We start from the raw sequence: 25,590 nt of genomic DNA on the forward strand, positions 1-25,590 counted from the left end.
TTTATGGTGTTTAATAAAGCTAATGATTGACGAAAAATACCTCTAGGGCGTGTCCTCATTTCAAAAATGGTGATAAAAATGAGATAAATTGCAGTCAAACGAGGAAAATAGCACAGATAATATCGGGATATTATCTGTGCTATTTAACGATGTTTGGCAAAATTTAGCCATTTTTAGCCCGTTTAGATATGATCAATTGAATTAAGGACATGCCCTAGCCTACTCAGTAGCCATCACCACATTCAGAAGGCATTACCATATATAGCCTATTTGCATCTTCTATTGTTTTTTCACTGTCCAAATATTTTTGCTCAATTGTGCTTTTAGCGTTGGCAATCATTGAATCCGTCATCGCAAAGTCATCGTCATTCATTAGACCCAATGAGCCGTCTTGACGCAACCACAAACCTTCTAACTTATCATGCGGATACTCTACAGTCGCGAGAACGTCGACCACCAAGGTTTTCTTGACTGGCTTGATTGCCAGTTCCTTAAGCAATTGCCAATTTTTTTCATCGGCTGCAATAAGCTGCTCAAGCGTTTGTCCATTGATCGTTAAACCCAATACATGATCTTGCTTGATATTATCTGTATTTAAAATATTCTCAATATCAGTCGCCTGCGAGAGATCAATTTTATAAATGAGCTTTTGCGCAGACTTGTCTTGTAGCGGAAATTTGCGATCATGTTCAATCAAATAAAAATCGTGATTGTTAATCGCAACGATACCCGAAGTCACATGATGAGCATGATCGAGACGATACAAATACTGTGCTATTTGACCAGAGTATAGATTGATAGTGACGATGCGCGTCAAACTGGCGACACGACCTGACTGATCAGGGTTGTCCATAGAAGACTCCATAATACCCACCAGTGTGCTCTGATCTGGAGTAATCGTTAATGCTTCCATACCACGATTTGCACGACGTTTGGTAAATTCTGCTGGTAGTAAAATCGGCTGACCATTAGCCATCACATTATTGCGCTGATCGCTCGCAAAGGCATTAATACGCTCAATCTCCACCCCCTGCGCATTATAATGAACCAAATGAGGACCATACTCATCACTGATCCAAAAACTGCCATCTGTGAGCGCAGCAAGACCTTCAGGATCTAAACCATTGATATCGTTTTTGATAGGATTGGTCACTGCATCAAAAGGTAGATTGGGATTCATGGTCATTGGCTGGCCGTCGACATCGTAAGGGACTTCATTAGTTCCGCCGAGTGCTTGTGGATTCGGTAGCCCAGAGATAGGATTGCCATTTGCGTCCTTTAGCAGTATCTCTTTGATCTTAATAATTTGCCCGGTTGCTTGTAGCTCAAACAATCCGATGCGCGGTGTATAGTCAGGTACTAAAAACTGTTTACCTTTGCCTGCACTACCTTCGAAATCCGCATTGGGACCGCGATCAGTGAGCACATAAAATTGATTGGCATTGGTTGGATGAGCCGCTGCATCTGAGCCAAAACCACCCCCTCTAATCTCAAGCTTCCTCTCAGGAGACGCAGCATTGATATGCGTATCATCGAGCACGGTATATGGTAGTGCCGTGCCTTGGATAAAGTTTTTTATTTTAATAATTTCTGTATTAATACTTTGTATCGTCATTTTTTATCCCTGATATATATTTTATTCTTGTTAAACGAACCATATGAGTTATTTATTAGATGTAGCATTCAGCACAATTGACAGTCGAAAAAATAGCCAGCGCCTAATAAGCTCACTGACCATTTTAAGAGTTAATGCTATAGCACATGATTACACATTATTTATTAAACCTTAAGCTTGTCACCCACCATACCTTTAATGGTACTTAAAATATCAGCAGGTAATACCACCATTTTGGCATTGTCAGACTCTGCCAGCTCACGAATCGCCTTAATATATTGCTCACCAAGTAAGTAGACAATAGGCATCTCTTCCTCGCCCATTGCATTAGTAATCAAGCGAATAGACTCTTCAGAACCTCTCGCCAATACCACTTGTGCTTCGGCATCACGACGTGACGCCTCTAAACGTCCATCTGCCTCTAAGATCGCAGCTTGCTTTTGACCATCAGCACGAGTCACTGTCGCACGGCGCAGACGCTCTGCCGCTGCCTGCTCTTCCATTGATGCTTGCATCGTTTGCGATGGATTAATATCTTGAATTTCTACTGTCTTTAGGGTGATACCCCAGTCCGCAATATCTTCTGATATCGCATGCTTTAGCTTCATTTTGATTTCATCACGGCTAGATAATGCACTATCAAGATCCATCTCACCGATAATTGAACGTAGTGACGTCTGCACCAAATTACGAATACCATATTCATAATCTTCAATGCCATAAACGGCCTTATCTGGGCGCACGATATTGATATACGCCACGGCGTTGGCAATAATAACGACGTTGTCTCGCGTAATGACCTCTTGTGAGGGAATATCAAGAACAATGTCTTTGGTCGTCACTTTATAAGCGACATCATCAACGAAAGGAATAATAAGGTTGAGACCCGGCTCTAGTGTTTGGCTATATTTGCCCAATCGCTGCACCACCCACTTATAGCCTTGTGGCACGATTCGAACGCCTTTGAAAACCGTAAAGACAACCAGTGCAACCAAAACCACCATGACAATGCTAAAGCTTTCCATAATTCATCCTTATTATTATAATTGCATGTCTTTATTAATCGCTGCCTGCGATTTCATACTGCTCACAATCAGCTCATTACCGACAATATCGGTCACCACCACTCGATCGCCGACCGCCACCGGCTCACCCGTAGTGCGGCACATCCACTCCGCTGCCCCAACAATAGGAACACTGAATCTGACAGTGCCCGCTTTATCTGGCTGCGGCTGGACGATAATCATGCCAGTTTCACCAACGATAACACTACCACCCAAGCCTGCTTTGGTGCGATCTACTGATAAGGGTTTAATAAACTTGAACCATGCCAACAAGAATATGGCAGAAAGCACCAACCAAATAATAATTTGCACAGAGACAGAAATAGGCAATAGCCACGAAAGCGCGGCAACGATGATGGCAGCAGCACCAAACCAAAGGCTGGCGAATGTCGGCACAAACATCTCAATGATCAGCAATATAAAACCTAAGACTAACCAGTGCCAAGGTTCAATCATCCACAGCATCTCCATCATCACTACATTCCCTATCTTTATCATTCTAACTTTTAATGTAGCACATTTTTAGTATTAATAATTTCTTAAAAATCATCAATATATGGCGTGTATACTTCGAAAAATATTAGAAACACATATTAAAACTTAGAGCATAAAAAAACGACCGCCAAAGCGATCGTTTCTTTTTTCTTTAATCAACTTATTAAAACTTAATGTGAGCACCTAAAGTCAATAGAGTAATATCTTCAGCGACATAATCATATTCAGCTTCAACGCTCATGCTAGGGTTAAAGTTATAACCCAAACCAATACCACCAGCAACACCACTATCGCTATCGCTTTCACTAATAGTGTTTCCAAGTACGTCACTTAAAGACGCATCAATCTCAGCTTTAGCAAACCCTAACTTACCTTTGGCATATAAACCAGTATTAGGGAATTGATAACGGTAAGTACCGTAAGCACCATAAGTTTTAAGGTCATATTCACCTTTAAGAAGTCTGGTACCTGTATCAATATCAGTGTCACTAGAGCCTACATATTCAACTTCAGCACCAAAGTTAGGATCAAAGTTATAACCAGCATAAATACCATAAGCAGTAGGATCATCTAGATCATCAGCATCTACCATGAACTTACCAGCTTTTACACCAACATACGGCTGACCTGCATAGTTAACTGCCGCTTGCGCGCTGACACTCAATAAAGAGCCAACTGATAGGGCGATCAAAGCTTTTTGTAAAGTATTCATATATCTTCCTGTTAAATAAAACTAAAAATACCATCTGAATGAAAATAACAGAGCATATAAGTTAGCTGAACTATTGTCGAATTCGAGATATTAACAGAACCTTATTTCGAATGCACTCTTTTTTAATGACGCTTACAGTGCTTTTTATCGTACAAAAAAACGCACCTCAAAGGGTGCGTTTTTTAGTTATCATACTGCTAATCAAAAACTTAGAATTTTAGCTGAGCACCAACAGTCATTAGATCTGCGTCGCTACCTAACATGTCATATTCAGCTTCGACACTGAAGTTTGGGTTAACCGAATAACCAAGGCCTACACCACCTGCAAGGCTGGTATCGTCGTTAGAAATGGTTTTTCTGTTAGAGTCTTCAACGATATAGTTACCTTCGATTTCAGTCTTAGCAACACCTAATTTACCTTTGGCATATAGCGCAGTATTTGGGAACTGATAACGATAAGTACCATACGCGCCATAGCTCTTGGCATCGATATCACCGTTATAATAATCGGCATCGCCTGAACCTACATATTCTGCTTCGATACCAAAGTTAGGATCAAAGTTGTAACCACCATAGACACCATAAGCAGTTGGCTTGTCAGCACCGTTTACATCTAGGTCAAACTGACCGACTTTTACACCAACGTATGGCTGACCAGTGTAACCGTTGCCATAAGATACGGCAGCTTGTGCACCCATGCTTAATAAAGAACCAGCTGCTAATGCAAGTAACGTTTTTTGTAAAGTTTTCATAGTATTCCCTAGGGTTATATTTTTAATTATTTGTCTATAAGGTATCTGGATGAGAAAAAATTATTATTGCCATCTTCTCTCACTCGTTTAGCTGATAAATCGTTTTGGCTTTAGAACTTCAACTGAGCGCCAACAGTAAGTAGTTTGGCATCGACATCACTGTCCATCATTGAGTATTCAGCTTCGACACCAAAGTTAGGATTCACTGAGTAACCAAGACCTACACCACCAGCAAGACCTGTGTCGCTGCTAGATCTCGAAACTTTGACTGGGCCAACGGTGTAATCACCTTCTACTTCAGTTTTAGCAACCCCTAGCTTACCTTTGGCGTATAAGCCAGTGTTTGGGAACTGGTAGCGTGCCGTACCATATGCGCCATAAGTTTTGGCATCAAGATCACCGTTTCTGTAATCAGCATCATCTGAACCTATATACTCTGCTTCGACACCAAAGTTTTGATCGAAGTTATAACCACCGTAGACACCATAAGCAGTTGGATCATCTGCATTGTCGACATCTAGATCAAACTGACCGACTTTGACGCCGACATACGGCTGACCAGTGTAACCGTTGCTATAAGAAGTAGCGGCCTGTGCGCCAACAGTTAACAAAGAACCAGCTGCTAGTGCAAGTAGCGTTTTTTGTAGAGTTTTCATTATTAGCTCCTTAAAATCAATTTGGACAAACAAGTTATCTATTTATATTGGCTTTTATAGCCCTATCGCCTTGTTTGCTAACGATGGGTATATAGTAACAAACTATTTCAAGTCGTCTGTCAGTGTTTGATGGTATGAGAGTTAAGATTTGCAAGTATTTATCAGTGCTTGGGTACAAAGGCAAAGATATGAAATCTTTTGTTACAACCACTGAGTTTATGCAATAATCCCTACTCATTTCATCGCCTTTCTAGCAGAAATAAGCATAAAACAATAAGAGAAACCGAATATTTTGAGGTAAAAATAATGACTGGACGTATAACTAGCCGCCTACAAGAAGCGCTTACAGTACTCAAAGCCACCCAACAATATCGTCAATTACCCAATCTCCAACATCATGGGCAATACGTTATTAGCGAGGGTAAAACCTTACTCAATATCGCCAGTAACGATTATTTGGGCTTAGGCGGCGACACCGAATTACAAAACGAATTTCTCAGTCAACTAACACCGCTATCAGTCGCACAAATACCTAAAATGAGTGCGACGTCCTCACGCTTGCTCACTGGAAATGATGTACAGCTACAAGCGCTAGAGTCTGAGTTGCAGGAATGGTATCAAACCGCTGTTGGCAAACGTGATATCTCTGCCTCAAAATCGGTGTTGGTATTGAATAGCGGCTATCATGCCAATCTTGGTATATTGCCAGCCCTCACAGCATTGCCAGTCAAAACACTTGTTCTGGCTGACAAACTGGTACATGCCAGCATTATCGATGGGTTGCGTTTGAGCCAAAGCAAACTTGTCAGCTATCGTCGTTATCGTCACAATGATTATGAACATTTAGCGACGTTTATTGAGCAAGCAGCGCCAGACATTGAACGCATCATTATTGTCACTGAGAGCATCTTTAGTATGGATGGTGATCGTGCGGATTTATGTCAACTGGTACAATTAAAGGCTAGCGATGCTCGTATCGAACTGTATGTCGATGAGGCTCATGCCATCGGTGTATTAGGTCATACAGGATTGGGGCTAGCGGAAGAAACATAGACATTGGCTGATATTGACTATTTGGTCGGTACTTTCGGTAAAGCGTTTGCCTCGGTGGGTGCTTATATCATGTGCGATGATGTCGTCAAGCAATGGCTAATTAACCGCATGCGTCCACTCATTTTTAGTACTGCATTACCCCCTATCAATCACGCATGGACGCGATTTATTTTAGCAAAAATGCCAATGCTAAATAATCAACGGGCGCATTTAGCGCGGTTGTCTACCAAGCTTAGTCAAGTCATCGACCCAAGATACCGTGTGTCCCAGAACACCCAGCATCCACACTATGACTCACCGATTGTGCCTTACATCTTGGGTGAAAATGCCAGCACGCTTGCCAAAGCACAACAATTGCAAGCAGCAGGTTTTTACGCCCTTCCTATCAGGCCACCCACTGTGCCTACAAACACCGCTCGTATCCGTTTGGTGATGAATGCCAAGCTGACAGATGAAGACTGCGAACAATTGATAAGACAATTATAACGCTGTTGTTATACATCAGCGACGTCAGTCCTGCTATCGATTGATAATTGGCTCACTTGGATATAATAAACCGTATGAAAACACTCGCCACGCCTGATAACTTTAGCACCAGAAAACAAACCATCGCTCGTCATTTTGCCAATGCCAGCGACTATGATCAGCATGCCAATATTCAGCAGCAAGTCTGTCAATATTTAATAGACAAACTCACCCACACTGAACACGACAGTGTGCTTGAAGTCGGTGCAGGAACCGGTCAAATGACCCGCCTACTCGCAGCACACATTCAAAGTCAATATTGGCTAATCAATGAATTATGCGCTGAACAAGCGGCTACTTTACAATCCATATTGCCCAATGCTGACATAGCAATTGGCGATGCTGAAACGATGGACTTTGAGGATGAGCATAGCTTGATAATCAGTGCCAATGCTGTGCAGTGGTTTGATGATCCCTTAAACTTTGTTGCGCAATCAGCACGCCGTTTGCAAGCTGGAGGTCAACTGCTGTTTAACACTTTTACGCCAAATAACTTTTTGCAAATAAAAACTCTAACGGATCAGGGTCTTCACTATCCCGATATCATTGAGTGGCGATTGGCACTAATTAGTGCGGGTTTTGAGAAAATTGAACTGTCTACTCAGCGTTTCGAGTTACCGTTTGCCAGTCCTTACGCTATCCTAAAACATATGAAATTGACGGGCGTATCGACCAATCAGACGCAAGTAAAAGCCAACAGCACCCAGCCCTTTATGTGGACCAAGGCAAGCTTGCAACAGTTTGAGTCTGATTATTGGCAACATTTTTCGGCGCAAGATGACGACGGTCAGCCTATCGTTCATTTGACTTATGAAGTACTGATAGTGAGTGCCTTTAAATCATGAAGACAAGATATAGAGTGGTAGGATATTTCTTATAAATAGCAGCCATAAAAAAACGCATCCCGAAGGATGCGTTTTTTGTTTTAACTGCGTTTAATTACTAAATCACAATTATTTTTTGTCTTCGTCTACTTCAGTAAACTCAGCATCAACGACGTCATCATCAGCTTGGTTGCTATCTGCTGCATTGTCCGCGCCTTGTTGGAACTGGCTTGGATCCATACCCTCGCTACCTGCGCCTGCATCAGCATAAATCTTCTGACTAACTGGCAAGAAGGCATTGTCTAATGCTTCAAGCTTGGCTTTGATGTCATCATGATCATCTTCTTTCATTACCGCTTCAAGCTCAGAGATAGCAGCTTCTACTGTTGATTTTTCTTCAGCAGTTACCTTATCTTCAGCGTCTTTCAACGCTTTTTGTACCGCATGAATACGACCATCTGCTTCGTTACGAACTTGCGCTAAGTTAGCGAATTTTTCGTCTTCTGCAGCATTGGCTTCTGCATCACGAACCATTTGCTCGATTTCTTCATCCGTCAAGCCAGAATCTGCTTTGATCTGGATGCTTTGCGCTTTACCCGTACCTTTGTCAGTTGCTGAGATATTCATGATACCGTCAGCATTGATGTCAAAAGTAACTTCAATTTGCGGTAGACCACGTGGTGCTGGTGGAATATCCGTCAAATCAAAACGACCAAGCTGTTTATTTTGGTTAGCGATTTTACGCTCGCCTTGATAAACCTGGATGGTCACAGCTGGTTGGTTATCTTCAGCCGTTGAGAATACCTGTGATTTCTTAGTAGGAATCATAGTGTTTTTCTCAATAACTGGTGTCATGACACCACCCATCGTTTCAATACCAAGCGTTAGTGGCGTCACATCAAGTAGCAATACGTCTGTTTTTTCACCAGACAATACCGCGCCTTGAATCGCAGCCCCTGCCGCTACTGCTTCATCAGGATTCACATCTTTACGTGGCTCCTGACCGAAGAACTCTTGTACTTTTTGCTGTACCAGTGGCATACGAGTCTGACCACCAACTAAGATAACATCATCGATGTCACCAATTTTTATGCCAGCATCTTCAAGCGCAATCTTACAAGGACCCATGGTACGTTGTACCAACTCTTCAGTTAAGCTCTCAAGTTTTGAGCGACTGATAGTGACCACCAAATGCTTAGGACCATTGCTGTCTGCAGTAATATAAGGCAAGTTCACCTCAGTACTTTGGGCACTTGATAACTCAATTTTCGCTTTTTCTGCCGCTTCTTTTAGACGCTGCATCGCCAATGAGTCACCTTTCAAATTGACATCTTGGTCTTTTTTGAACTCATCAACCAAATAATCAATCAATGCTGAGTCAAAGTCTTCACCACCAAGGAATGTATCACCATTGGTTGCTAGTACTTCAAACTGCTGCTCGCCATCAACGTCAGCGATTTCGATGATTGATACGTCAAAAGTACCACCACCCAAGTCATAAACAGCAACCGTGCTATCGCCTTGCTTCTTATCCATACCGTACGCAAGAGCCGCAGCTGTTGGTTCGTTGATGATACGTTTTACATCAAGACCCGCAATTTTACCCGCGTCTTTTGTTGCTTGACGCTGTGAGTCATTAAAATAAGCTGGTACGGTTACAACCGCTTCAGTAACAGTTTCACCAAGATAGTCTTCTGCTGTTTTTTTCATTTTTTTCAAGATTTCAGCAGAAACCTGTGGTGGTGCTAATTTTTTACCATTAATCTCTACCCATGCATCACCGTTATCTGCTTTGGCGATTTTGTAAGGTACCATGCCGATGTCTTTTTGCACGACTTTGTCATCAAAACGACGACCAATCAAACGCTTAATCGCAAACAACGTGTTGTTTGGATTGGTGACCGCTTGACGTTTGGCTGACTGACCCACCAAAATTTCATCGTTTTTATAAGCAACGATAGATGGTGTTGTACGAGTACCTTCAGCATTTTCGATGACTTTGACTTTGTCACCTTCCATCACTGCGACACACGAGTTAGTCGTACCTAAATCAATACCAATTACTTTACCCATAATTATTTGCTCCTAATTTGTTTTAAGTATTTATCTATTCAGACCGTGGTTGATCTCTTGTTGCTATATATATCGGTTTACTTATGGATTTTTTCAAGTCAATCATCATGCAAAATTTGTCTTTCGTGTGACTTTTTGTGAAAACCCTTAATAATAGTAGGGTTTAGCACATTAAAAATCCAATTTTTAGTACTACTGTCCAACACGTACCATGGCTGGGCGTAATAAACGACCGTTCAAGCTATAACCTTTTTGTAATACAGTACCGACAGTATCAGCTTCCGCTTCTTCATCGATACCGACAGCTTCATGCAGATCCGCGTTGAATTTCTCGCCTTGTGGGTCAACCATTTCGACGCCGTTCTTATTTAATACATCCAATAACGCTTTGTGCGTCAGTCTCACCCCTTCTGTAACAGGGTCATCGGCATGGGCGCTTTCGATGGCGCGTTCTAAATTATCGACCACTTCTAATAGCTCTTTGGCAAATTTCTGCAAGGCAAAACGCTTACTCTTATCCGCCTCTTGCTCCATGCGTTTTTGTGCATTGTAAGCTTCGGCATTGGCACGGGCGGTGACTTCTTTAGCTTGCTTCACTTCACCTTCTAGTTCAGCGATGCGCGCTTTAAAGGTGTCGAGATCGATTTCATTTTCGATGGTCAGCTCTTCACCTGAGTTATGCTTTGGATCAAACTCTTTCATGGTTTCTTCTAAAATACTGTCACTGTGTTCAATATTGTCATGCGCCACATTTTGCTCAGGCGATTCGTGGTTGGTATTTTGCTCGCTCATGATAGCTCCTTAGAATTTTAATAATGACAATTTATATAAGAGGCAACAAGCTCACTATTTGCTAGGGATACTGTGCTCTTATTAAATAATTAACCCGTCTTACACATTGTTGTTATGAGTACCTTCTACTAGCTGTTTGATAAAGGTGATGAAGGTAAATTTCAAGCCTAAGCCAAGGGAATTTTTCTAATTTACAACAAATATTGCCTAAATCTATATTAAAGTGCTCAAAACAGAATTTCATAGGTGGCAAATGGCTATCCATGTTGGTTAACACAAGCTACAAGAAAGCAGTACTTATTCCAAAAAACTTACCGTTGGTACATAAGCCATTACCAAACAATACTCAACTTTATTTTTGATTACTCTATTATTGCTACAAATAGTATGGCTCATGTCAAAGTAAACGCTCATATATGACAACGCATACTGACAATCCTTAACGAGAAGTGTTATGTCTAAATCAACCGTGTTATCAATCAACGCTCTATTAAATAAAGCGCTGATGACGATAAAACTCGCATCAACAGATCGTATAGATAATGGTATAAGAGAAGAAAATGGCACTCAAGAGAATCGTTTGACCGCCAAACAAAAGGTGCTTAGCTATAACCCGTTGACGACTTGCCAGCCGCATACCTTGCACTATGCCATGAAAGGAGTCGGCTATCTGCCAACGCCACTATTAGAGAGCTTGGTTGGTTATTTGAAAGGACCTACCTCAAAACAATATCTGCACGCCGATGCTCACCTGCGTTTGATTCTCGCGGTGAATAGTAAGCTTAAAACGCCTCTTGAGCTGACACCAATGCATGAGCTGCGCGAAAGGTTCGCTACTGACGCCGTGGCGATGCAAGCGCCGCAGGTATGGCAGCAAGCAAGTGACAATATCATCGGCAACATGAAGCGATTTACGAAAAAAAATCAGAAGCTTGTGCATTGGGAAGACAAAGTGATTGCCAACGCTGATGATGGCGATATGACCATTCGCTGTTATCAATCAGACGTGAGCTCTCATGGCTTAGGGTTCAAAAAAGCGGATACTCATAATTCTGATGAAACAGTGCTGTTATATTTTCATGGGGGTGGATTTTGTATTGGTGATGTCAATACCCATCATGAATTTTGCCACGCGGTTTGTGAGCAGACGGGCTGGCCGATAGTCAGTGTTGATTATCGCTTAGCGCCTGAGCATCCCGCACCAGCCGCATTAAAAGACTGTATCACTGCTTACGCTTGGCTGGCTGAGCATTGCCATACCTTAGGTGCTTTACCCTCGCGAATCGTGCTAGCAGGCGATAGTGCTGGCGGCGGATTGTCCACTTTGATTGCTCAGCAACTTACTGCGCCCTCGCAAGTCGCATGGTCAGATCTGGGCAGTGCAGGTCAAAAAATGTTCGATTTATTAGAGCGCTTACCAAAGCCACTTGCACAAATGCCTTTATATCCTGTGACGGATATCGAAACGGATTATCCAAGTTGGGAGTTATATGGTGAGGGATTATTATTGGATCATGCCGATGTGGCTGTATTTGATGCCGCTTGTTTAGATAACAGCCCCTTGCCACGCCAGCATATCCTTAACTGTCCGATGCTTGGTGATAATAGTAAAGTATGCCCGACTTATATTGTCGCCGCAGAATTAGACGTATTACGTGATGAAGCATTTGCTTATGCAAAGCAATTAAAGGTGCATGGTATAGCAGTTGAGACTCATACCATTCTGGGTGCGCCGCATGGTTTTATTCATTTTATGAGTATTCATCAAGGTATCGGACAAGAAACAGGCGATATTATTAAAGGGTTTGCGAGTTTTGTGCGTGACGTTATCAATACCCAGTCACAATTAGCGGCATAGTTATCAATACAGTTGTATAAGAGAGTGCCTGTTTACTTATAAAATAGAATGGCACTGCCACTATTTAAACGTTACCTTTTTAAGCATTGTTTTCTTAAATATTGTTTTCTTAAATATGACTTGCTTAAACGTTATCTCCAACCTGACCATTCACAGTGATTAGCCAAATCTCTGAGCGCGAACCCAAGCGAAATGGAATGCCCCAAAAGCCGTAACCAGATGACACCACAAAGTGTCCTTTGCCAATGGCTTCATAGCCATAACCCAAGCAGTTGATGGCACTGACAATGAAGTTGGCGGGAAATATTTGACCGTTATGAGTATGCCCTGAGAGCTGTAAATCAATCGGCATTTGACTGTGCTCAGCAATATCACTTGGTCTATGATCTAGCAGTATTACAGGCTGTGTAGTATCAACTTGAGCCAGTAGATCGGTTGTGGCTACCCGCTGTCTTTTATGGTTATCAAAACGCCCAACCAGCCAGATTGGTTGACCTTCATGCTCGATACCGATTACTTCATCATTTAATAACTGCACGCCAGCAGCACGCAACGCTTGGACAATCGGCTGCTCATGCCCGTATAAATCATGATTACCTAAAGTAGCATAGACCCCATATGGCAGGCTTTCGCATAACTCCGCCAAGTTTTTTGCCATATTATAATCAGTAAATGCTTGCGTATTGTCATCCATAATATCGCCTGGCATCAGTAATATGTCGGCTGTATTTTTTACCATAAGATGATGCAGCCTATCTATTGCACCGCTGCCAAACAGTCTCCCGATATGCAAATCGCTAGCGACCGCAATACGTAATGGCTTAGTCAAAGGTTTATCAATATCAATAGATAACTCACGTACTACAGGCGCATAAGCACTATATAAGGCGTAAACAAATAACCCGACAAATATTGCCAATGCCAATATGCGCAACCCAAAATCGACGGTAGCCGGTGTAGCGAGCGCATCACCAGTTAGCGATGTAATTAGCCAATAGCCACCATAAAATAGACTCGTAACTAAAGCCGTCAATAGCATGAAATGCATAACTAACATCCAACCACTGATCCAGCGATAGCTATTTTTAAATGCTCTATTGACACTGAGTAGCAGCAAACCGTTGGTAATAACGAATACAATAACCCATACCGAAGTTTGCAAACCTGCTGTCTGCCAAGGCTGTAACCACCATTGCACGCTTAGAGCAGCGCCAAAACTAAACAGCTGCAATAGCACAAAAATGGTGATAAAAAATGCGTAGCGCATGAAAAATCCTTGAGTATGATGGCAGCCATGCAGTATGTTTTTAGCTGACAATACAAGCAAAATAGCTATCAGCCAGCCTAACAGCAAATAAAAGCCTCTACCATTTAGATATAGTAGAGGCTTTATCATTAGGGTAACACTGTTTATTTAAATGGCTCATACACCAGACTGCAACGTAATTATCCAAATCTCAGAACGCGTTCCCAGTCTAAATGGTACGGGACCAATGCCATAACCAGAGGTCACCAAAAACTGCGTATCGGCTATTTTTTTACTACCATAGTTTAGTGGTGTCAACCAATCCATCAATAGCGTTAACGGAAATATCTGCCCGCCATGGGTATGTCCAGACAGATGCAAATCGACTGGCAGGGCGCTGACCTCATCCATCGCGCTAGGACGATGTTCCAAAAATATCACTGGTTTATCTGTGTCTACTTGCGTCAATAATTCCTCGGCTGACAGTCTAGTACGATCGATATCATCTGAGCGCCCCACCAGCCATACTGAATCATCTAATAGCACACTCTCATTATCAAGCGCTTTGATGCCAGCCTCTTCCACCGCCTGTGTGATCTGTTGGTCATAACCGAAATAATCGTGATTGCCTAAAGTCGCATAGACGCCAAGCGGCGCCTTTAGCTTTGATAGCTGCTCATGCATATTGGTATTATCGTAAGCAATGGTATTGTCATTCATAATGTCACCAGCGATAACCACGACATCGGGATGTTGCGCATCGATAAGGCGCACCATTTTCTTTATCTGCCGATTGCCAAACCATCTGCCCAGATGCGTATCAGAGACAAGCGCTATCTTCATTGGCTTAGCCAGCGGCTTAGCTGTAGTGACCGTCAATCGATGTACTTCGGGAGAGTAGGCATTAAATATAGCTAAGCCAACAATGGCTATATAAATCGTGACAGATAGAGCGCGCAAGAGTATTAGACGAGATTTTTGTTTAAAGAGCCGATAGACAAGGAGCGCAACTACAGCAGTTATCAAACCCGCATAAAACATAAAACCTTGCAAAATACTGATGACTAAATAGACATAAAAGCGTTCGTACCAAAACTCAGTCAAACCATAAATGAGAGCACTATTATTAATAATAAAGACAACAGCTATCAGTGCAGCTTTTGCAGCAGTCGTTTTTGGCTTTACAAACCAGCAGAGAAGCACGCTGGTCATAACAGCTAGCAACTGAGTGAAAACAATAAAGAACCACATAATCAAGTCTGCTTAGATAAAGATAACGCTATCTTACGTGAAAAATTTGATGCTCTGGATATAGCCTCATTTTTTCCACGAAAACTTCATATGCTTTACGCCCAAGGTGCTGTTGCCACAAAACTAAATGGTTGCCACAAAACGTACTTTAACTTTTATCTGGTGCTATTTTACAAACGCCGTTTTCACAAGCCTGCATCAGCGCTTTGCCATAGAGCAGCTTGGTCACCCAATTCGGGATTCTATAGCGATTACGCGCGATATACGGATAAGCGAAGTCACCAAGTTGTTTGACTACTGGCAAAAATAACAACGTTGACAATTTCACGCCGCCCGTTCTGTAGAGCAGCCGCACGGCATCCATATGCGTGTACCAATTGCCGTAGCTGTCTTGCATACACATATACGTCATCGCATCCTTACGGCTGAATCCTGCGGCCGCCAACTCATCAAGCCCCTCTTCCACAGGAACTAAGCGTATCTTCTCGGGCTGACGCACTTGCATATTGTGTGCCTCGGTACTGCATATGACGCAAGCATCATCGTAATACATGGTGATGGATAAATGTGCTTGCTCTCTATAACTGTTGATATGGTTTTGGATAATCATCTTACGACTCCTTTCTGAGTGATAACTAAATATCAAGGTGGCTGGCATTGGATTTTTGAGTCACGCTAGATTGTTGGTGCTCATTGGCTGCGGCTAAAAAGGGAATGACTGGCTGCTGCGTCCATTGCGGTGCGGCAACATCTAAGCGCTTCGCCAGTGTTGGTAAATGATTGGTCGGGACAGCTGGGAACAGATGATGCTCGATGTGGTAGAGCAAATTGAAAGTCAACAGATTAATCAATGGATGGCGCTCACTACGGGCATATACCACCTCATCGCAACCATGATGGACGCTCCATACCGCAAAGAATCCTACCATCGTATTGGCCAATATCATTACCAATACGTGATACATCAAAACTGGATGCATCGTGATAAAAGCGGTGGCGATCACTGCGAAAATGAGCAACAGATCAAAGCCAACGAGTATACGATTGCGGCTACTACCATGCGTCAAGCCAAACCACTGAATCATAAACGAAAAAATACCACCGCCTAATATCGCCTGATACCAAGGCAGACGAGCCCAATTACCCTCGACATCGCTGTCACCCAGTGGATCTCTATGATGATTGAGATGTGTGTGCCGAATAGCATGCGTGCTACAGAGCATCGTGATACTGAGAAAAAACAGCATGGTTTCAGTGGCAAGCTTCTCTACTCCCAACGTTCGATGATAACAATCATGGGCTTGTCTCAGTGCGGCAGTAAAAAAGAAAAATGTCGCCACAAGTGCAAGCAACCACCACCCTTGCCACGCGCTCCACCATGACAATAATAAAAAAGGCAAAGATAAGAAAATATTATAAACAGTCTCGCCAAGACTAAGCTGTCGCAAATCTTGCCATTCAATATTGGCTAACGAAGGATGACGCATGATGTTCTCCTTACTTGGTGATAAGCAGTAGCTGTCTAGCTGGCGCGACCGCTTAATTTAATCGGCTGTTTTAATTTACTTTATTTCTGTTAATAGTGAAATAACTATTTAAATTTTATTTGTATTTAGGTAGTGCGATAAGACCTGTAATTACAGCGCTGGCTCCACCTATCAAGCTAACAACCAATCCAAATATTATTTTCTCTAAAAAAACATCTGTTTCTATAATCCAAACTGCAAATATAAAAGTACTAAAGAATCCAATGAAGAATAATGGTACTATTTTTAGGATGGAATCAAAGACTATCTTCAACTTACATATAGTTAATCCAGCTACTAACGTAGGGAGCAAACCAAAAAAGAATCCGCCTACAATAGAAGCTAATAGCATTTTGAAAATATCTGTTAACTCTTGCCTAAAAATATTACCGTCAATTACAAGCATATATAAGAAGACAATCAAACCACCTATCGCACCTCCCGACAATCCATAAACTCCTATCACCTTACCTTTTGGATAGTTGGTTACAGTAACTGTATCGTTGCTATCAACTTTACTCATAAAAACCCCTCTTTAGGTTTCACATGAAACAAAGAATCCTATGATAAAAACTACGTTTCACATGAAACAACCTTCATAAGTATCTATGACTTCTGCTCTTCTAAAGCTTGCTTAATCGTTGGCTGTTGGAACTCATAACCTGCGTCCTGTAATGCTTGAGGCAATACTTTTTGTCCATCTATTAGTAGCGTCGACATTTCACCAAAAATTAGCTTAAGTAAGAAATTTGGCAAGGTAAAAAAGGTGGGCCGGTGTAGCCATGCTCCAAGCGTTTTGGTAAAAGTATGATTGGTCACTGGATTAGGCGCAGTGAGGTTATACACCAGCACTGGCGTATCATTGATAGTTTCTAACGAGTGCTCATCAGTAGTCTGAGTGTCCGCATAATTAGCAAGATACTTTTCAATGATGAATATCACTGCCCCAACCCAGTCTTCACGGCTGATCCAGCTCATGATTTGTTTGCCATCACCCAACTGTCCGCCGACACCCATTTTAAATGGGGTTAATAACTTACCGAGCATCCCGCCATCAGGATGGATAACCACACCCGTACGCACGATAGCCACAGGCACGCCATGTTCAGTGGCTTTGAGCGCTAACTGCTCCCATTCATGACATAATTGATGGGCAAAATCAGTTTCAAAACCACTGCTTTCGGTAAGAGGTTTATCGCCTTGTGCGCCATACCAGCCAATCGCAGAGCCGCTGACCATTAGCTTGGGCTTAATACTGGTGCGCTTAATAAATGCCAATAAGGATTCGGTAGGCTTGATACGGCTGGCGAGCAACTGCTCTTTGCGCGCATCGCTCCAGCGCGAGTCAGCAATGCCTGCGCCTGCTAGGTTTAAGATAACATCAAAGCTTTTATCCGAACTCGCTAGCTCATCGTAGGTCATCATGCTGATCGCGTCAGGATGCGTTTGGCTGTTATCGCGTGTTAGCCATGTAATGTGTAAGTCCTTATCCTGCGTACGATAGCGTTTGATAAGCTCGTCACTAAAAGCACTGCCTAAAAAGCCTGAGCCACCACTGATTAAAATATTCATGTTCTATTCCCTATATTTTTCGCTTATCGTTTAGTAAAACTTAATCCGTCATAGCCATCGTCTACTTTTTTAGTACTAATATCAAAATGACTTTTACGTACTTTTGGTAAAGCAATGCGGCTGGCAATCGCTGAATTGATTGCGCCAAACAATCCTATACCAATCATAAAGGCCAATAGCACGCCAACCTCTATCCATGAGTTGATGCCTAGATATAGGATGATTGCACCCATATAACCTGCTGACGTTATAAACCCCACTAAAAATGTCGTGCGTAGACTCTTATGATCACCGCGCCATATATTCTTATAAGCGACGATAACACCCGTTAATAAAGCAGGAATAAAACCAAGCAGACCAACATAGAGTAATGGCTGGTAACCAATTTGGGCAAAATCCGCATTCCTAAAAATGAACAATAGAGCCAGCTCTGCAATCAATCCACCAATCATACTACCAAGCCCTGCAAACAAAATAATCACTTGTAGATAAGGATACACACCTAACTCATTATTCCTTTTCATTCTATTTATCCTATTAACATTCGTCGTTAATTAAGTATAAATATGGCGTTGCCAAAGCCAATGAAATTCCTGTGGATAATTGGTGGATAAGTATCTTGATTTTATTTAGCCTACTGATTAAGCAAAACGCTTACGAATAGGACAGTCACTATCATTACTATTTTGAGATTTATTCTTTAATTTGTTCCAACGATGATTAATAAAATCTATGACGTTAACCATACTTGGCAATACATGTGCTTTGGTCAGATGTGGCGCTGCTGCATCTAAACGCTTGGCAAGCTCAGGTAAATGATTGGATGGCACAGCAGGAAAGAGATGGTGCTCTACGTGATATAACAAGTTAAAAGTTAGAAAATTGACCACTGGATTACGCTCAGTTCGGGCGATTGTCTCATCACAATCATGATGCACGCCCCACACCGCAATGATGCCAACGCTAGCATTGGCCAACGTCATGGTCAGTAGGTGATATATCAATACTTGCGCTAACATGGTCAGAGCAGGAACAGTTAAAGGAAATACGGTCAGTACGAAGGCAACCAAGACGACTAAACCAATCAAAGCAAACTCTAGCCACGCCAATTTTTGATTGCGACGGCTACTTAGACGCAATCCTTGACGATAAATATCCAATCGATAAGTTATCCCGTAGAGCAGCGCTTGCCACCATGAGCCTTTTGCTAGACTGCCTTCAATATCACTATCGCCCAATGGATTGCGGTGATGTTCCATATGGGTGGCTCGAATGCTGTGCAAACTGGTCATTAGTAGTACGCTGAGCAACAGTAATATTCCAGTAGTCGTGCTTTTAGCTGTCCCTAAACTATGATGATAACCATCATGGGCTTGGCGGAAAGCAGCAGCAAAAAATAAGTAAGAAGTCCCGCATGCTAAGACATACCATGAGTGGCTGGCGAACCACCAAGACAACAACAAAAATGGATAAGGCAAAATAACGTTGTAAGCGATTTGAGCGCGCGTTAACTGGCACAAGTCTTGCCACTCGACTGCAGCAACAGCCTTTTTAATGGCTGGCTCTTTATTAGCGTGTGTCTGATTGACTGTCATTTTACACATCCATTTGTTATTACTATTTTTTGTTGCTGCTATTTTATAGAAACTTATCTCACTTAAACTCAACTGGCTTTTATATTTATTACATATATTTCTGTCAAAACAGAAATTGTATTGCAAATTTTTTATTTTAAATTACACAGCTATTAACGTAAAACCTTTTTAATACTAGCGCCTAGTTTTAGGACTTTTTTGAGGATGCTTGTGGGCAGTTTAAGCATCTCAGATGACCATGTGGTTAGGGTACTAACGAATTCTTGGGTATCACGAATACGTGACTTTACCTCATTATTTTCATGTTCAAATTCAGGACTGTCCATCAATTCTTGTAAGAACTGTACTGTTGGCTCAAGCTCACGCTTTTGTCGTTCAACCACGATGATGCGTGCCAGCTCCCAAACATCAGTATTGGTTGTGAAGTGATCGCGACGATCACCCAATATAGAAACCTTTTGTACCAAGCCCCAATGCTGCAACTCTTTAATACTGTTTGAGACGTTAGAGCGAGCAACACCAAGTGTGTCGGTAATTTCTTCAGCATTTAATGGCTTACCAATGATGAATAACAACGCATGAATCTGTGACATGGTGCGATTGACGCCCCACTGCGAGCCCATTTCACCCCAATGTAAGATAAATTTTTCGGTCACAGGATTCAGTTTCATGATTAATCTGCACTCTATTTTATAAGTTTTGGTTATTTATTGACTTATCTTGCGCTATTCTTTTATTTCTGTCAATAGTGAAATCAACAGATAACACTCATCACTTGGTTGACTGTCATGCGCTAACGAATCACTAAACCCGTGGTTGCGTCACGCATTCGGCTCGGTAAAGTATAGCCTAATGTTTCAGCCTGCAAGTAGCTGATTTGCTCGCCAAAAATACCCATACGCATCAGTGAAAGTCATAGCAGGCGGTTGCCCTGATGGATTACAGCTTGTGGAAACCAATAGTCCAAATGGGTTTTGAACGTCGACCAGTTGTTGGCACAATTGACGAATCATAGGATGCGCAATAACTCTAACCGCCACTGTTTGATGCTGCCCCGTGATCCAAGGAGGGATAGTCGTTTCAAGTGTCTGAGGGATAGGCAGTAGCCATGTATGGGCTTGCTTACCTTGTAGCTCTATACTGTCAGTATCTGCCTGCCAACTCTTGATGATTTGTTGGCGCAGACCTTCTTCTAAAGGCTCTAGTAACGGCATTAAACGCTCAGCGCTGTCAGTAATGACGATCATGCCTTTGGCTTGTGGACGCTGTTTAATGGATAAAATACATTGAACGGCTGCTTCGTCATAAGCGTCACAACCAATACCCCAAACGCTTTCGGTGGGATAAGCAAGTAGCTGTCCTTCTTTAAGCCATTTGGCAGCTTGAATGACAGAGTCAGTAGTAAAAGATGTGTATTTTTCCATGGCTTGAAGGCTTCAAAAAGGTAGAAATTTAAGCACTCATCATAACATAAGACTAAGAAAAATTAGGGCAGCGAAGTTTAAAGCGACCTTATTAGCAGCTACCTAGGGCGTGTCATCAATTAGCACATTAGTACGTTTAGTGGTCTTAAAATGGCTAAATTTTTCTAAACATCGTCAGAAATTTTGTCAATATGTTCATATTAACGGCAATTTCTTCCTTGTTTATCTACAATTTTTCTCATTTTAAGCCTCACAATCTAATTGATGACACGCCCTAGATTGTACTGTCGTCAATCACTTGGCAGTAGATAGGTGAAAAGCCTAAAGCGATAGAAAGTACAATTTTAGACGCGCAAATACCGTCCGCCTTGCACACTAATGATGCCTAATAATTCAAGCTCCATTAACTGTCCAATCAGCTGCGGTGTGGCAAGTTTGGTAGCGATAATCAGAGCATCTAAATCCTGCCCGTGCCAATCAAGCTGCTCATACACAAGCATCAAATGCTCTGGTACGACGATAGCACTGGGAGAAGGTTTAATATTGGATGATGCTAGCTTGCCAGTATTTGCAGTAGAACTGCTAACGTTTTCTAAAGGGTTTTCTGTCTGACTACGATTCAATGTAGATAAGACATTTGATTGAAATGAATGACTGTTATATGGCAACTGACTATTGATATCCTCTAGCACTTGCTGCGGATGATAAATTAAAGTCGCACCTTCACGTATCAGGTGATGACAGCCTTCTGCATTGCTATTATCAATATGACTTGGAATGGCAAAAACTTGCTTACCCTGCTCCGAGGTTAAACGCGCGGTAATCAGCGAACCACTCTGAATGGTCGCCTCCGTCACAATCGTTGCTAAGCTCAATCCAGCGACCAAACGATTACGCCGTGGAAACGTATGCTTATGTGGCATTGTATGCGGCAATAGCTCACTAATAATACAGCCGCCTTGCTCAATTATTTGGGCAAACAATTTATCATGATGATTGGGATAATTGACCTCAATACCCGTACCCATTACCCCAATCGTTCGACCTTGATATTCAGCGTCTGCCTGTGCTAAAGCGCCTAGATGTGCGCGCTTATCGACACCCATGGCAAGACCACTGGTGATGATATAACCAGCTTGCGCCAAATATTGTGCGATATCAAAGGTGATTTTTTGGGCATGGGCAGTGGGTTTTCGGCTACCGACGATCGCGATTTGCGCTTGACGCAAACGCGATTTATTGCCTCGGTAAAATAATAAAGGCGGTGGGTCATAGATTTGCGAGAGCTGGGCGGGATAATCAGGCTGGTCAGCAAATAGCAGACCGTAGCGCCCTTCGATGAGCGCTTGCTGTATTTTATCGATACTGGCTTGCGTTTGCTCTGTCTGTTAATGACGGGCAAGATGGCTATGATGAATACCCAATTGCCGCCAAGCATCTACTTTGGCGTACCAAGCAAGCTCTGCTGTGCCAAAAGAAGTAATGAGCTTATGATAAGCAGATAATGATGCATTCACCTCAGTCCACAGCGCCAGTACTGCGCGCTGCTCATCTGATAAAGAAGAAGTAACTGCCATCATAATCATCTAGCTCGTATATGCTAAGTTAGTATATCCCGTCCAAAAATAAGCATGTTCTCACTTATAGTGTACTCATTTATAGATATGGCGGTGGTAACAGCTGATCGCCGACGTTTAATGGTAGCTCTGAATCAAGCACATAAGCATAGCTAATATTATCGAAAGTATTGAATACCATGACCATACCGCTTGGCTCATTTGGTAAGCGTACTGGCGTGTCATTGTCTTTGGTATCGCGGATCAAGGCCCCTTTTTGATAGACAGTCAATACATCACCAGGCTTAGCACCATGGGTACTACCTAAGTTGATAGCAACGACACTACCCTTCGCCGCTGAGCTGATTGAGTCCATGACTCGGACAATCATGCCACCACGACTGACAATTGCAGGGGCTGGATAAAACACAGGTGGAATAGAGTTATTCAACTCAACGAATACGCGATCACCTTCACGCACTTCTTTGTCGTAACTGTCGGTGAGCTGCAAACTGCTGACGCCGTTGGTTTCTGTCGAAGTAACCAAACCCGTCGCAACTTGCGTGACCTCTAAACCGATAACTTCTTGGGTTTTTGGCTCAACATATAGCTCTCCTTCACGGTAAATACCATAACGCTGACCGACAATCAGTGGCACACCTTTGGCATACACTTTATCGCCGCTAGCGGTAATTAAGTTGCCTTTTTTAGAGGCCAATATATAAGGCGTGGTATTAAAATCTTGTGGATTAACGATGACTGTCTTATCTAACCAGTGTTGAATAGCAGACCACGGAAGCGGTGGAATACTGTTGGCTGTTGAAGTGACTGAGACTGTGCTAGATACCACGTTACCCGTTAACTGCTTTTCAACCCCAGCACAACCTTCGCCAGTATCAACACCAATCAAGGTTTTACCTTGAATCACACATAAGATAAGGATGTCGTTAGGATAAATAAGATTGGGGTTTTTGATTTGCTTATTGGTTGCCCAGATTTCTTTCCAGCGCCACGGACTGTCTAAATAACGTCCTGATATGTCCCACAACGTATCGCCTTTTTTGACGATATAGCGATTGGGCGCATCCGCTTTGATGGCTGGTGGTGGATTGTTAGCGTGGGCAGCACTCATTAGCATTGCACTACTAAATGTCGTGATTAACAGTGCTTTTGCTATCGTTTTTAAGCTCATCTTCATTGTTATATCCACAATATGTACCGCTGTTGTCGCCACAATTAGTACCATTTAGATCTATTACTTAACCTTAATCTTTGACTGTCATTAAAATAGTGACAAGCAATGAGGGTCGTAAAAGGACTTAACCGTACGATTATCATGACGCTTATAGGGCAGCTGTTCAGTGTAATTGGCTGGTATGATTACTAAAAAAGCGTCTAGCAAAATGATGAGTCGCCGACGCTATTTCTAATACTACAATTATATCTACAATAACACAATCATAAACACTTTATTACAATGGCGTAACTTTTATATGAATATTATTTCTACAGTTCGTCATTGAAATTTATAGAGTTCCTCATGAAAATAAGCATTAAAATCAACTCTGATTTATGCTGGATTTGGTATCACATGCTGACGAATTTGCTCAGCGACTAGCTCAGCGTTGTTATCAAGCACCACCACATGCTGCGGTAACGCTTCTAAGCCTTCGGTATGGGCTGGGCGTGCGATATCTATTGAACCAATGGCTTCAACGATAGTATCTGCAAATTTGACTGGCAGCGCGGTCTCAGCACAGACAATCACCTCGCCTTTGCGCTGTAATTCTTTGGCAACCTTGATGCCATCAGCAGTGTGCGGATCAACCAGTTCGCCATGCTGCTCATACAGCGCTTTAATGGTTTGTAGGCGGTCGCTATGGGTAGATTTGCCCGCAGCAAAACCATAGCGCGTGTTGACCGCATCCATTAGGTCAGACAAATCAAAACCTTGACCAGATTTCACACCTTCAAACAATTCATGAACGCGGGCGCTGTCTTTATCTAATAAGAGATAAACAAAACGCTCAAAGTTAGAGGCTTTAGAGATATCCATTGAAGGACTTGAAGTAATATAGGTTTTTTCAGTCGGACGCGGCTGATAAGCACCTTGATTAAAGAAGTCGTTGAGTACATCGTTTTCGTTGGTTGCGACGATTAAACGCTCAATCGGCAGACCCATCTCTCGTGCTATATGACCGGCACAAATATTACCAAAGTTGCCTGATGGCACGCTAAAGCTCACCTTTTCATCGTTGTTTGAAGTGACGGCAAAATAGGCTTTAAAGTAATAAACGATTTGCGCAAGGATACGACCCCAGTTAATAGAGTTAACCGTACCTAGATTATAAGCCGCTTTAAATTCAGCATCTTGTTGTAATGCTTTGACGATATCTTGGCAATCATCAAACATACCGTCGATGGCAATATTATGGATATTTTTATCAGTCAGGCTATACATCTGCGCGCGCTGAAATTCGCTCATTTTGCCGTGCGGTGACAGCATAAAGACTTCGATATTTTCTTTACCGCGTAGTGCATATTCTGCCGCACTGCCCGTATCGCCACTGGTTGCACCAATAATAGTAATACGCGCGTCTTTTCTCTTGAGCACATATTCAAAGGCGTTGCCCAAAAACTGCATGGCAACATCTTTAAATGCCAGCGTCGGACCATTCGACAAGCCTAAAATATATAAATTGTCTTCAAGTTTGCGGACAGGAACAATCTCGTCAGAGCCAAACACCTCAGTGGTATAAGTGCGTTCAATAATATCCTGCAAATCAGCCGCAGGAATATCCGTGGCAAAGCGCTGCATAATCGCCATCGCAAGCTGTGGGTAGCTCAGCGCACGCCATTCAGTCAGCGTCATACTATCAATATTCGGATAGTGCTCAGGCAACATCAAACCACCGTCTGGTGCAAGACCCATTAATAACACATCACTAAAATCCATCGGCGCTGTCTGACCACGGGTACTGATATATTTCATTAGATTGTC

At 42.4% G+C, this 25,590-nt stretch carries 21 protein-coding genes and 3 pseudogenes; 3 read left to right on the top strand and 21 right to left on the bottom strand.

Annotated features, from left to right (window positions below):
* Positions 1 to 223: 223 nt before the first annotated feature.
* The 6 genes from JMV76_RS03615 to JMV76_RS03640 form a co-directional block, all read right to left on the bottom strand.
* Positions 224 to 1,615, bottom strand: coding sequence for an esterase-like activity of phytase family protein (locus JMV76_RS03615; RefSeq protein WP_201501678.1), 1,392 nt, complete (start codon positions 1,613 to 1,615; stop codon positions 224 to 226).
* 164 nt (positions 1,616 to 1,779) lie between these two features.
* The gene (locus JMV76_RS03620) at positions 1,780 to 2,640 is read right to left on the bottom strand and encodes an SPFH domain-containing protein (RefSeq protein ID WP_045447605.1); all 861 of its coding nucleotides are present in this window, start codon (positions 2,638 to 2,640) and stop codon (positions 1,780 to 1,782) included.
* Positions 2,641 to 2,655: 15 nt separating this feature from the next.
* Complete coding sequence (locus JMV76_RS03625; protein ID WP_201501679.1) at positions 2,656 to 3,153, bottom strand: NfeD family protein; 498 nt, start codon at positions 3,151 to 3,153, stop codon at positions 2,656 to 2,658.
* 184 nt (positions 3,154 to 3,337) lie between these two features.
* Positions 3,338 to 3,886 carry a porin family protein gene (locus JMV76_RS03630; RefSeq protein ID WP_087816351.1) on the bottom strand — a complete coding sequence of 183 codons (549 nt, stop codon included), beginning with the start codon at positions 3,884 to 3,886 and terminating at the stop codon, positions 3,338 to 3,340.
* Between the two features lie 209 nt (positions 3,887 to 4,095).
* Positions 4,096 to 4,638 carry a porin family protein gene (locus tag JMV76_RS03635; protein WP_045447596.1) on the bottom strand — a complete coding sequence of 181 codons (543 nt, stop codon included), beginning with the start codon at positions 4,636 to 4,638 and terminating at the stop codon, positions 4,096 to 4,098.
* A gap of 110 nt (positions 4,639 to 4,748) precedes the next feature.
* Positions 4,749 to 5,294 (bottom strand): porin family protein, encoded by a 546-nt coding sequence (locus tag JMV76_RS03640; RefSeq protein WP_201501680.1) that lies wholly within the window; start codon positions 5,292 to 5,294, stop codon positions 4,749 to 4,751.
* Positions 5,295 to 5,600: 306 nt separating this feature from the next.
* Between JMV76_RS03640 and JMV76_RS03645 the strand changes: the two are divergent.
* A pseudogene (locus JMV76_RS03645) lies at positions 5,601 to 6,833 on the top strand (8-amino-7-oxononanoate synthase).
* Positions 6,834 to 6,907: 74 nt separating this feature from the next.
* Positions 6,908 to 7,717, top strand: coding sequence for a methyltransferase domain-containing protein (locus JMV76_RS03650; RefSeq protein ID WP_201501681.1), 810 nt, complete (start codon positions 6,908 to 6,910; stop codon positions 7,715 to 7,717).
* 108 nt (positions 7,718 to 7,825) lie between these two features.
* Here the strand turns inward: JMV76_RS03650 and dnaK are convergent, their stop codons facing one another.
* Together dnaK and grpE are read right to left on the bottom strand one after the other, a co-directional pair.
* Positions 7,826 to 9,769, bottom strand: coding sequence for a molecular chaperone DnaK (dnaK, locus tag JMV76_RS03655; protein ID WP_045447587.1), 1,944 nt, complete (start codon positions 9,767 to 9,769; stop codon positions 7,826 to 7,828).
* A gap of 192 nt (positions 9,770 to 9,961) precedes the next feature.
* Complete coding sequence (gene grpE / locus JMV76_RS03660; RefSeq protein WP_045453889.1) at positions 9,962 to 10,561, bottom strand: nucleotide exchange factor GrpE; 600 nt, start codon at positions 10,559 to 10,561, stop codon at positions 9,962 to 9,964.
* A 454-nt stretch (positions 10,562 to 11,015) separates the two neighbouring features.
* Between grpE and JMV76_RS03665 the strand changes: the two genes are divergently transcribed.
* Positions 11,016 to 12,419: an alpha/beta hydrolase gene (locus tag JMV76_RS03665; RefSeq protein WP_201501682.1), complete on the top strand. Its 1,404-nt coding sequence runs from the start codon at positions 11,016 to 11,018 to the stop codon at positions 12,417 to 12,419.
* Positions 12,420 to 12,543: 124 nt separating this feature from the next.
* On the opposite strand, the gene JMV76_RS03670 is transcribed toward JMV76_RS03665, so the two are convergent.
* The 13 genes and pseudogenes from JMV76_RS03670 to thrC all read right to left on the bottom strand — a co-directional run bounded on the left by JMV76_RS03670 (position 12,544) and on the right by thrC (position 25,581).
* The gene (locus tag JMV76_RS03670; protein ID WP_201501683.1) at positions 12,544 to 13,686 is read right to left on the bottom strand and encodes a metallophosphoesterase; all 1,143 of its coding nucleotides are present in this window, start codon (positions 13,684 to 13,686) and stop codon (positions 12,544 to 12,546) included.
* Between the two features lie 156 nt (positions 13,687 to 13,842).
* Positions 13,843 to 14,916: a metallophosphoesterase gene (locus JMV76_RS03675; RefSeq protein ID WP_201501684.1), complete on the bottom strand. Its 1,074-nt coding sequence runs from the start codon at positions 14,914 to 14,916 to the stop codon at positions 13,843 to 13,845.
* A 148-nt stretch (positions 14,917 to 15,064) separates the two neighbouring features.
* On the bottom strand, positions 15,065 to 15,526 hold the full coding sequence (locus tag JMV76_RS03680) for a thiol-disulfide oxidoreductase DCC family protein (RefSeq protein WP_201501685.1): 462 nt from the start codon (positions 15,524 to 15,526) through the stop codon (positions 15,065 to 15,067).
* Between the two features lie 25 nt (positions 15,527 to 15,551).
* A complete protein-coding gene (locus JMV76_RS03685; protein WP_201501686.1) occupies positions 15,552 to 16,403 on the bottom strand; it encodes a fatty acid desaturase family protein in 852 nt (283 codons plus the stop codon).
* 115 nt (positions 16,404 to 16,518) lie between these two features.
* Positions 16,519 to 16,965 (bottom strand): hypothetical protein, encoded by a 447-nt coding sequence (locus JMV76_RS03690; RefSeq protein WP_045453899.1) that lies wholly within the window; start codon positions 16,963 to 16,965, stop codon positions 16,519 to 16,521.
* Positions 16,966 to 17,048: 83 nt separating this feature from the next.
* Positions 17,049 to 18,014 carry a TIGR01777 family oxidoreductase gene (locus tag JMV76_RS03695; RefSeq protein WP_201501687.1) on the bottom strand — a complete coding sequence of 322 codons (966 nt, stop codon included), beginning with the start codon at positions 18,012 to 18,014 and terminating at the stop codon, positions 17,049 to 17,051.
* 23 nt (positions 18,015 to 18,037) lie between these two features.
* On the bottom strand, positions 18,038 to 18,538 hold the full coding sequence (locus tag JMV76_RS03700) for a hypothetical protein (RefSeq protein WP_201501688.1): 501 nt from the start codon (positions 18,536 to 18,538) through the stop codon (positions 18,038 to 18,040).
* Between the two features lie 117 nt (positions 18,539 to 18,655).
* On the bottom strand, positions 18,656 to 19,609 hold the full coding sequence (locus JMV76_RS03705; protein WP_201501689.1) for a fatty acid desaturase family protein: 954 nt from the start codon (positions 19,607 to 19,609) through the stop codon (positions 18,656 to 18,658).
* Between the two features lie 152 nt (positions 19,610 to 19,761).
* Positions 19,762 to 20,280: a GbsR/MarR family transcriptional regulator gene (locus JMV76_RS03710; RefSeq protein WP_194620509.1), complete on the bottom strand. Its 519-nt coding sequence runs from the start codon at positions 20,278 to 20,280 to the stop codon at positions 19,762 to 19,764.
* A 122-nt stretch (positions 20,281 to 20,402) separates the two neighbouring features.
* Positions 20,403 to 21,033 (bottom strand): annotated as a pseudogene (locus tag JMV76_RS03715) (L-threonylcarbamoyladenylate synthase).
* A 344-nt stretch (positions 21,034 to 21,377) separates the two neighbouring features.
* Positions 21,378 to 22,613: pseudogene (gene dprA / locus JMV76_RS03720) on the bottom strand (DNA-processing protein DprA).
* A 76-nt stretch (positions 22,614 to 22,689) separates the two neighbouring features.
* Positions 22,690 to 23,787 carry a LysM peptidoglycan-binding domain-containing protein gene (locus JMV76_RS03725; protein WP_227690087.1) on the bottom strand — a complete coding sequence of 366 codons (1,098 nt, stop codon included), beginning with the start codon at positions 23,785 to 23,787 and terminating at the stop codon, positions 22,690 to 22,692.
* Positions 23,788 to 24,159: 372 nt separating this feature from the next.
* A complete protein-coding gene (gene thrC / locus JMV76_RS03730) occupies positions 24,160 to 25,581 on the bottom strand; it encodes a threonine synthase (RefSeq protein ID WP_201501690.1) in 1,422 nt (473 codons plus the stop codon).
* Positions 25,582 to 25,590: the final 9 nt, after the last annotated feature.

The organism is Psychrobacter cibarius, from assembly GCF_904845955.1.
Lineage (GTDB): Bacteria > Pseudomonadota > Gammaproteobacteria > Pseudomonadales > Moraxellaceae > Psychrobacter > Psychrobacter cibarius_B.

Bases quoted from the DNA above. Each gene is read 5' to 3' on its own strand.
- thrC (WP_201501690.1), bottom strand. From the start codon at position 25,581: ATGAAATATATCAGTACCCGTGGTCAGACAGCGCCGATGGATTTTAGT.
- JMV76_RS03695 (WP_201501687.1), bottom strand. From the start codon at position 18,014: ATGAATATTTTAATCAGTGGTGGCTCAGGCTTTTTAGGCAGTGCTTTT.
- JMV76_RS03615 (WP_201501678.1), bottom strand. From the start codon at position 1,615: ATGACGATACAAAGTATTAATACAGAAATTATTAAAATAAAAAACTTT.
- JMV76_RS03635 (WP_045447596.1), bottom strand. From the start codon at position 4,638: ATGAAAACTTTACAAAAAACGTTACTTGCATTAGCAGCTGGTTCTTTA.
- JMV76_RS03710 (WP_194620509.1), bottom strand. From the start codon at position 20,280: ATGAAACTGAATCCTGTGACCGAAAAATTTATCTTACATTGGGGTGAA.
- JMV76_RS03680 (WP_201501685.1), bottom strand. From the start codon at position 15,526: ATGATTATCCAAAACCATATCAACAGTTATAGAGAGCAAGCACATTTA.
- JMV76_RS03705 (WP_201501689.1), bottom strand. From the start codon at position 19,609: ATGACAGTCAATCAGACACACGCTAATAAAGAGCCAGCCATTAAAAAG.
- JMV76_RS03685 (WP_201501686.1), bottom strand. From the start codon at position 16,403: ATGCGTCATCCTTCGTTAGCCAATATTGAATGGCAAGATTTGCGACAG.
- JMV76_RS03620 (WP_045447605.1), bottom strand. From the start codon at position 2,640: ATGGAAAGCTTTAGCATTGTCATGGTGGTTTTGGTTGCACTGGTTGTC.
- JMV76_RS03650 (WP_201501681.1), top strand. From the start codon at position 6,908: ATGAAAACACTCGCCACGCCTGATAACTTTAGCACCAGAAAACAAACC.
- JMV76_RS03630 (WP_087816351.1), bottom strand. From the start codon at position 3,886: ATGAATACTTTACAAAAAGCTTTGATCGCCCTATCAGTTGGCTCTTTA.
- JMV76_RS03625 (WP_201501679.1), bottom strand. From the start codon at position 3,153: ATGATGGAGATGCTGTGGATGATTGAACCTTGGCACTGGTTAGTCTTA.
- JMV76_RS03725 (WP_227690087.1), bottom strand. From the start codon at position 23,787: ATGAAGATGAGCTTAAAAACGATAGCAAAAGCACTGTTAATCACGACA.
- JMV76_RS03675 (WP_201501684.1), bottom strand. From the start codon at position 14,916: ATGTGGTTCTTTATTGTTTTCACTCAGTTGCTAGCTGTTATGACCAGC.
- dnaK (WP_045447587.1), bottom strand. From the start codon at position 9,769: ATGGGTAAAGTAATTGGTATTGATTTAGGTACGACTAACTCGTGTGTC.
- JMV76_RS03640 (WP_201501680.1), bottom strand. From the start codon at position 5,294: ATGAAAACTCTACAAAAAACGCTACTTGCACTAGCAGCTGGTTCTTTG.
- JMV76_RS03700 (WP_201501688.1), bottom strand. From the start codon at position 18,538: ATGAAAAGGAATAATGAGTTAGGTGTGTATCCTTATCTACAAGTGATT.
- JMV76_RS03690 (WP_045453899.1), bottom strand. From the start codon at position 16,965: ATGAGTAAAGTTGATAGCAACGATACAGTTACTGTAACCAACTATCCA.
- grpE (WP_045453889.1), bottom strand. From the start codon at position 10,561: ATGAGCGAGCAAAATACCAACCACGAATCGCCTGAGCAAAATGTGGCG.
- JMV76_RS03670 (WP_201501683.1), bottom strand. From the start codon at position 13,686: ATGCGCTACGCATTTTTTATCACCATTTTTGTGCTATTGCAGCTGTTT.
- JMV76_RS03665 (WP_201501682.1), top strand. From the start codon at position 11,016: ATGTCTAAATCAACCGTGTTATCAATCAACGCTCTATTAAATAAAGCG.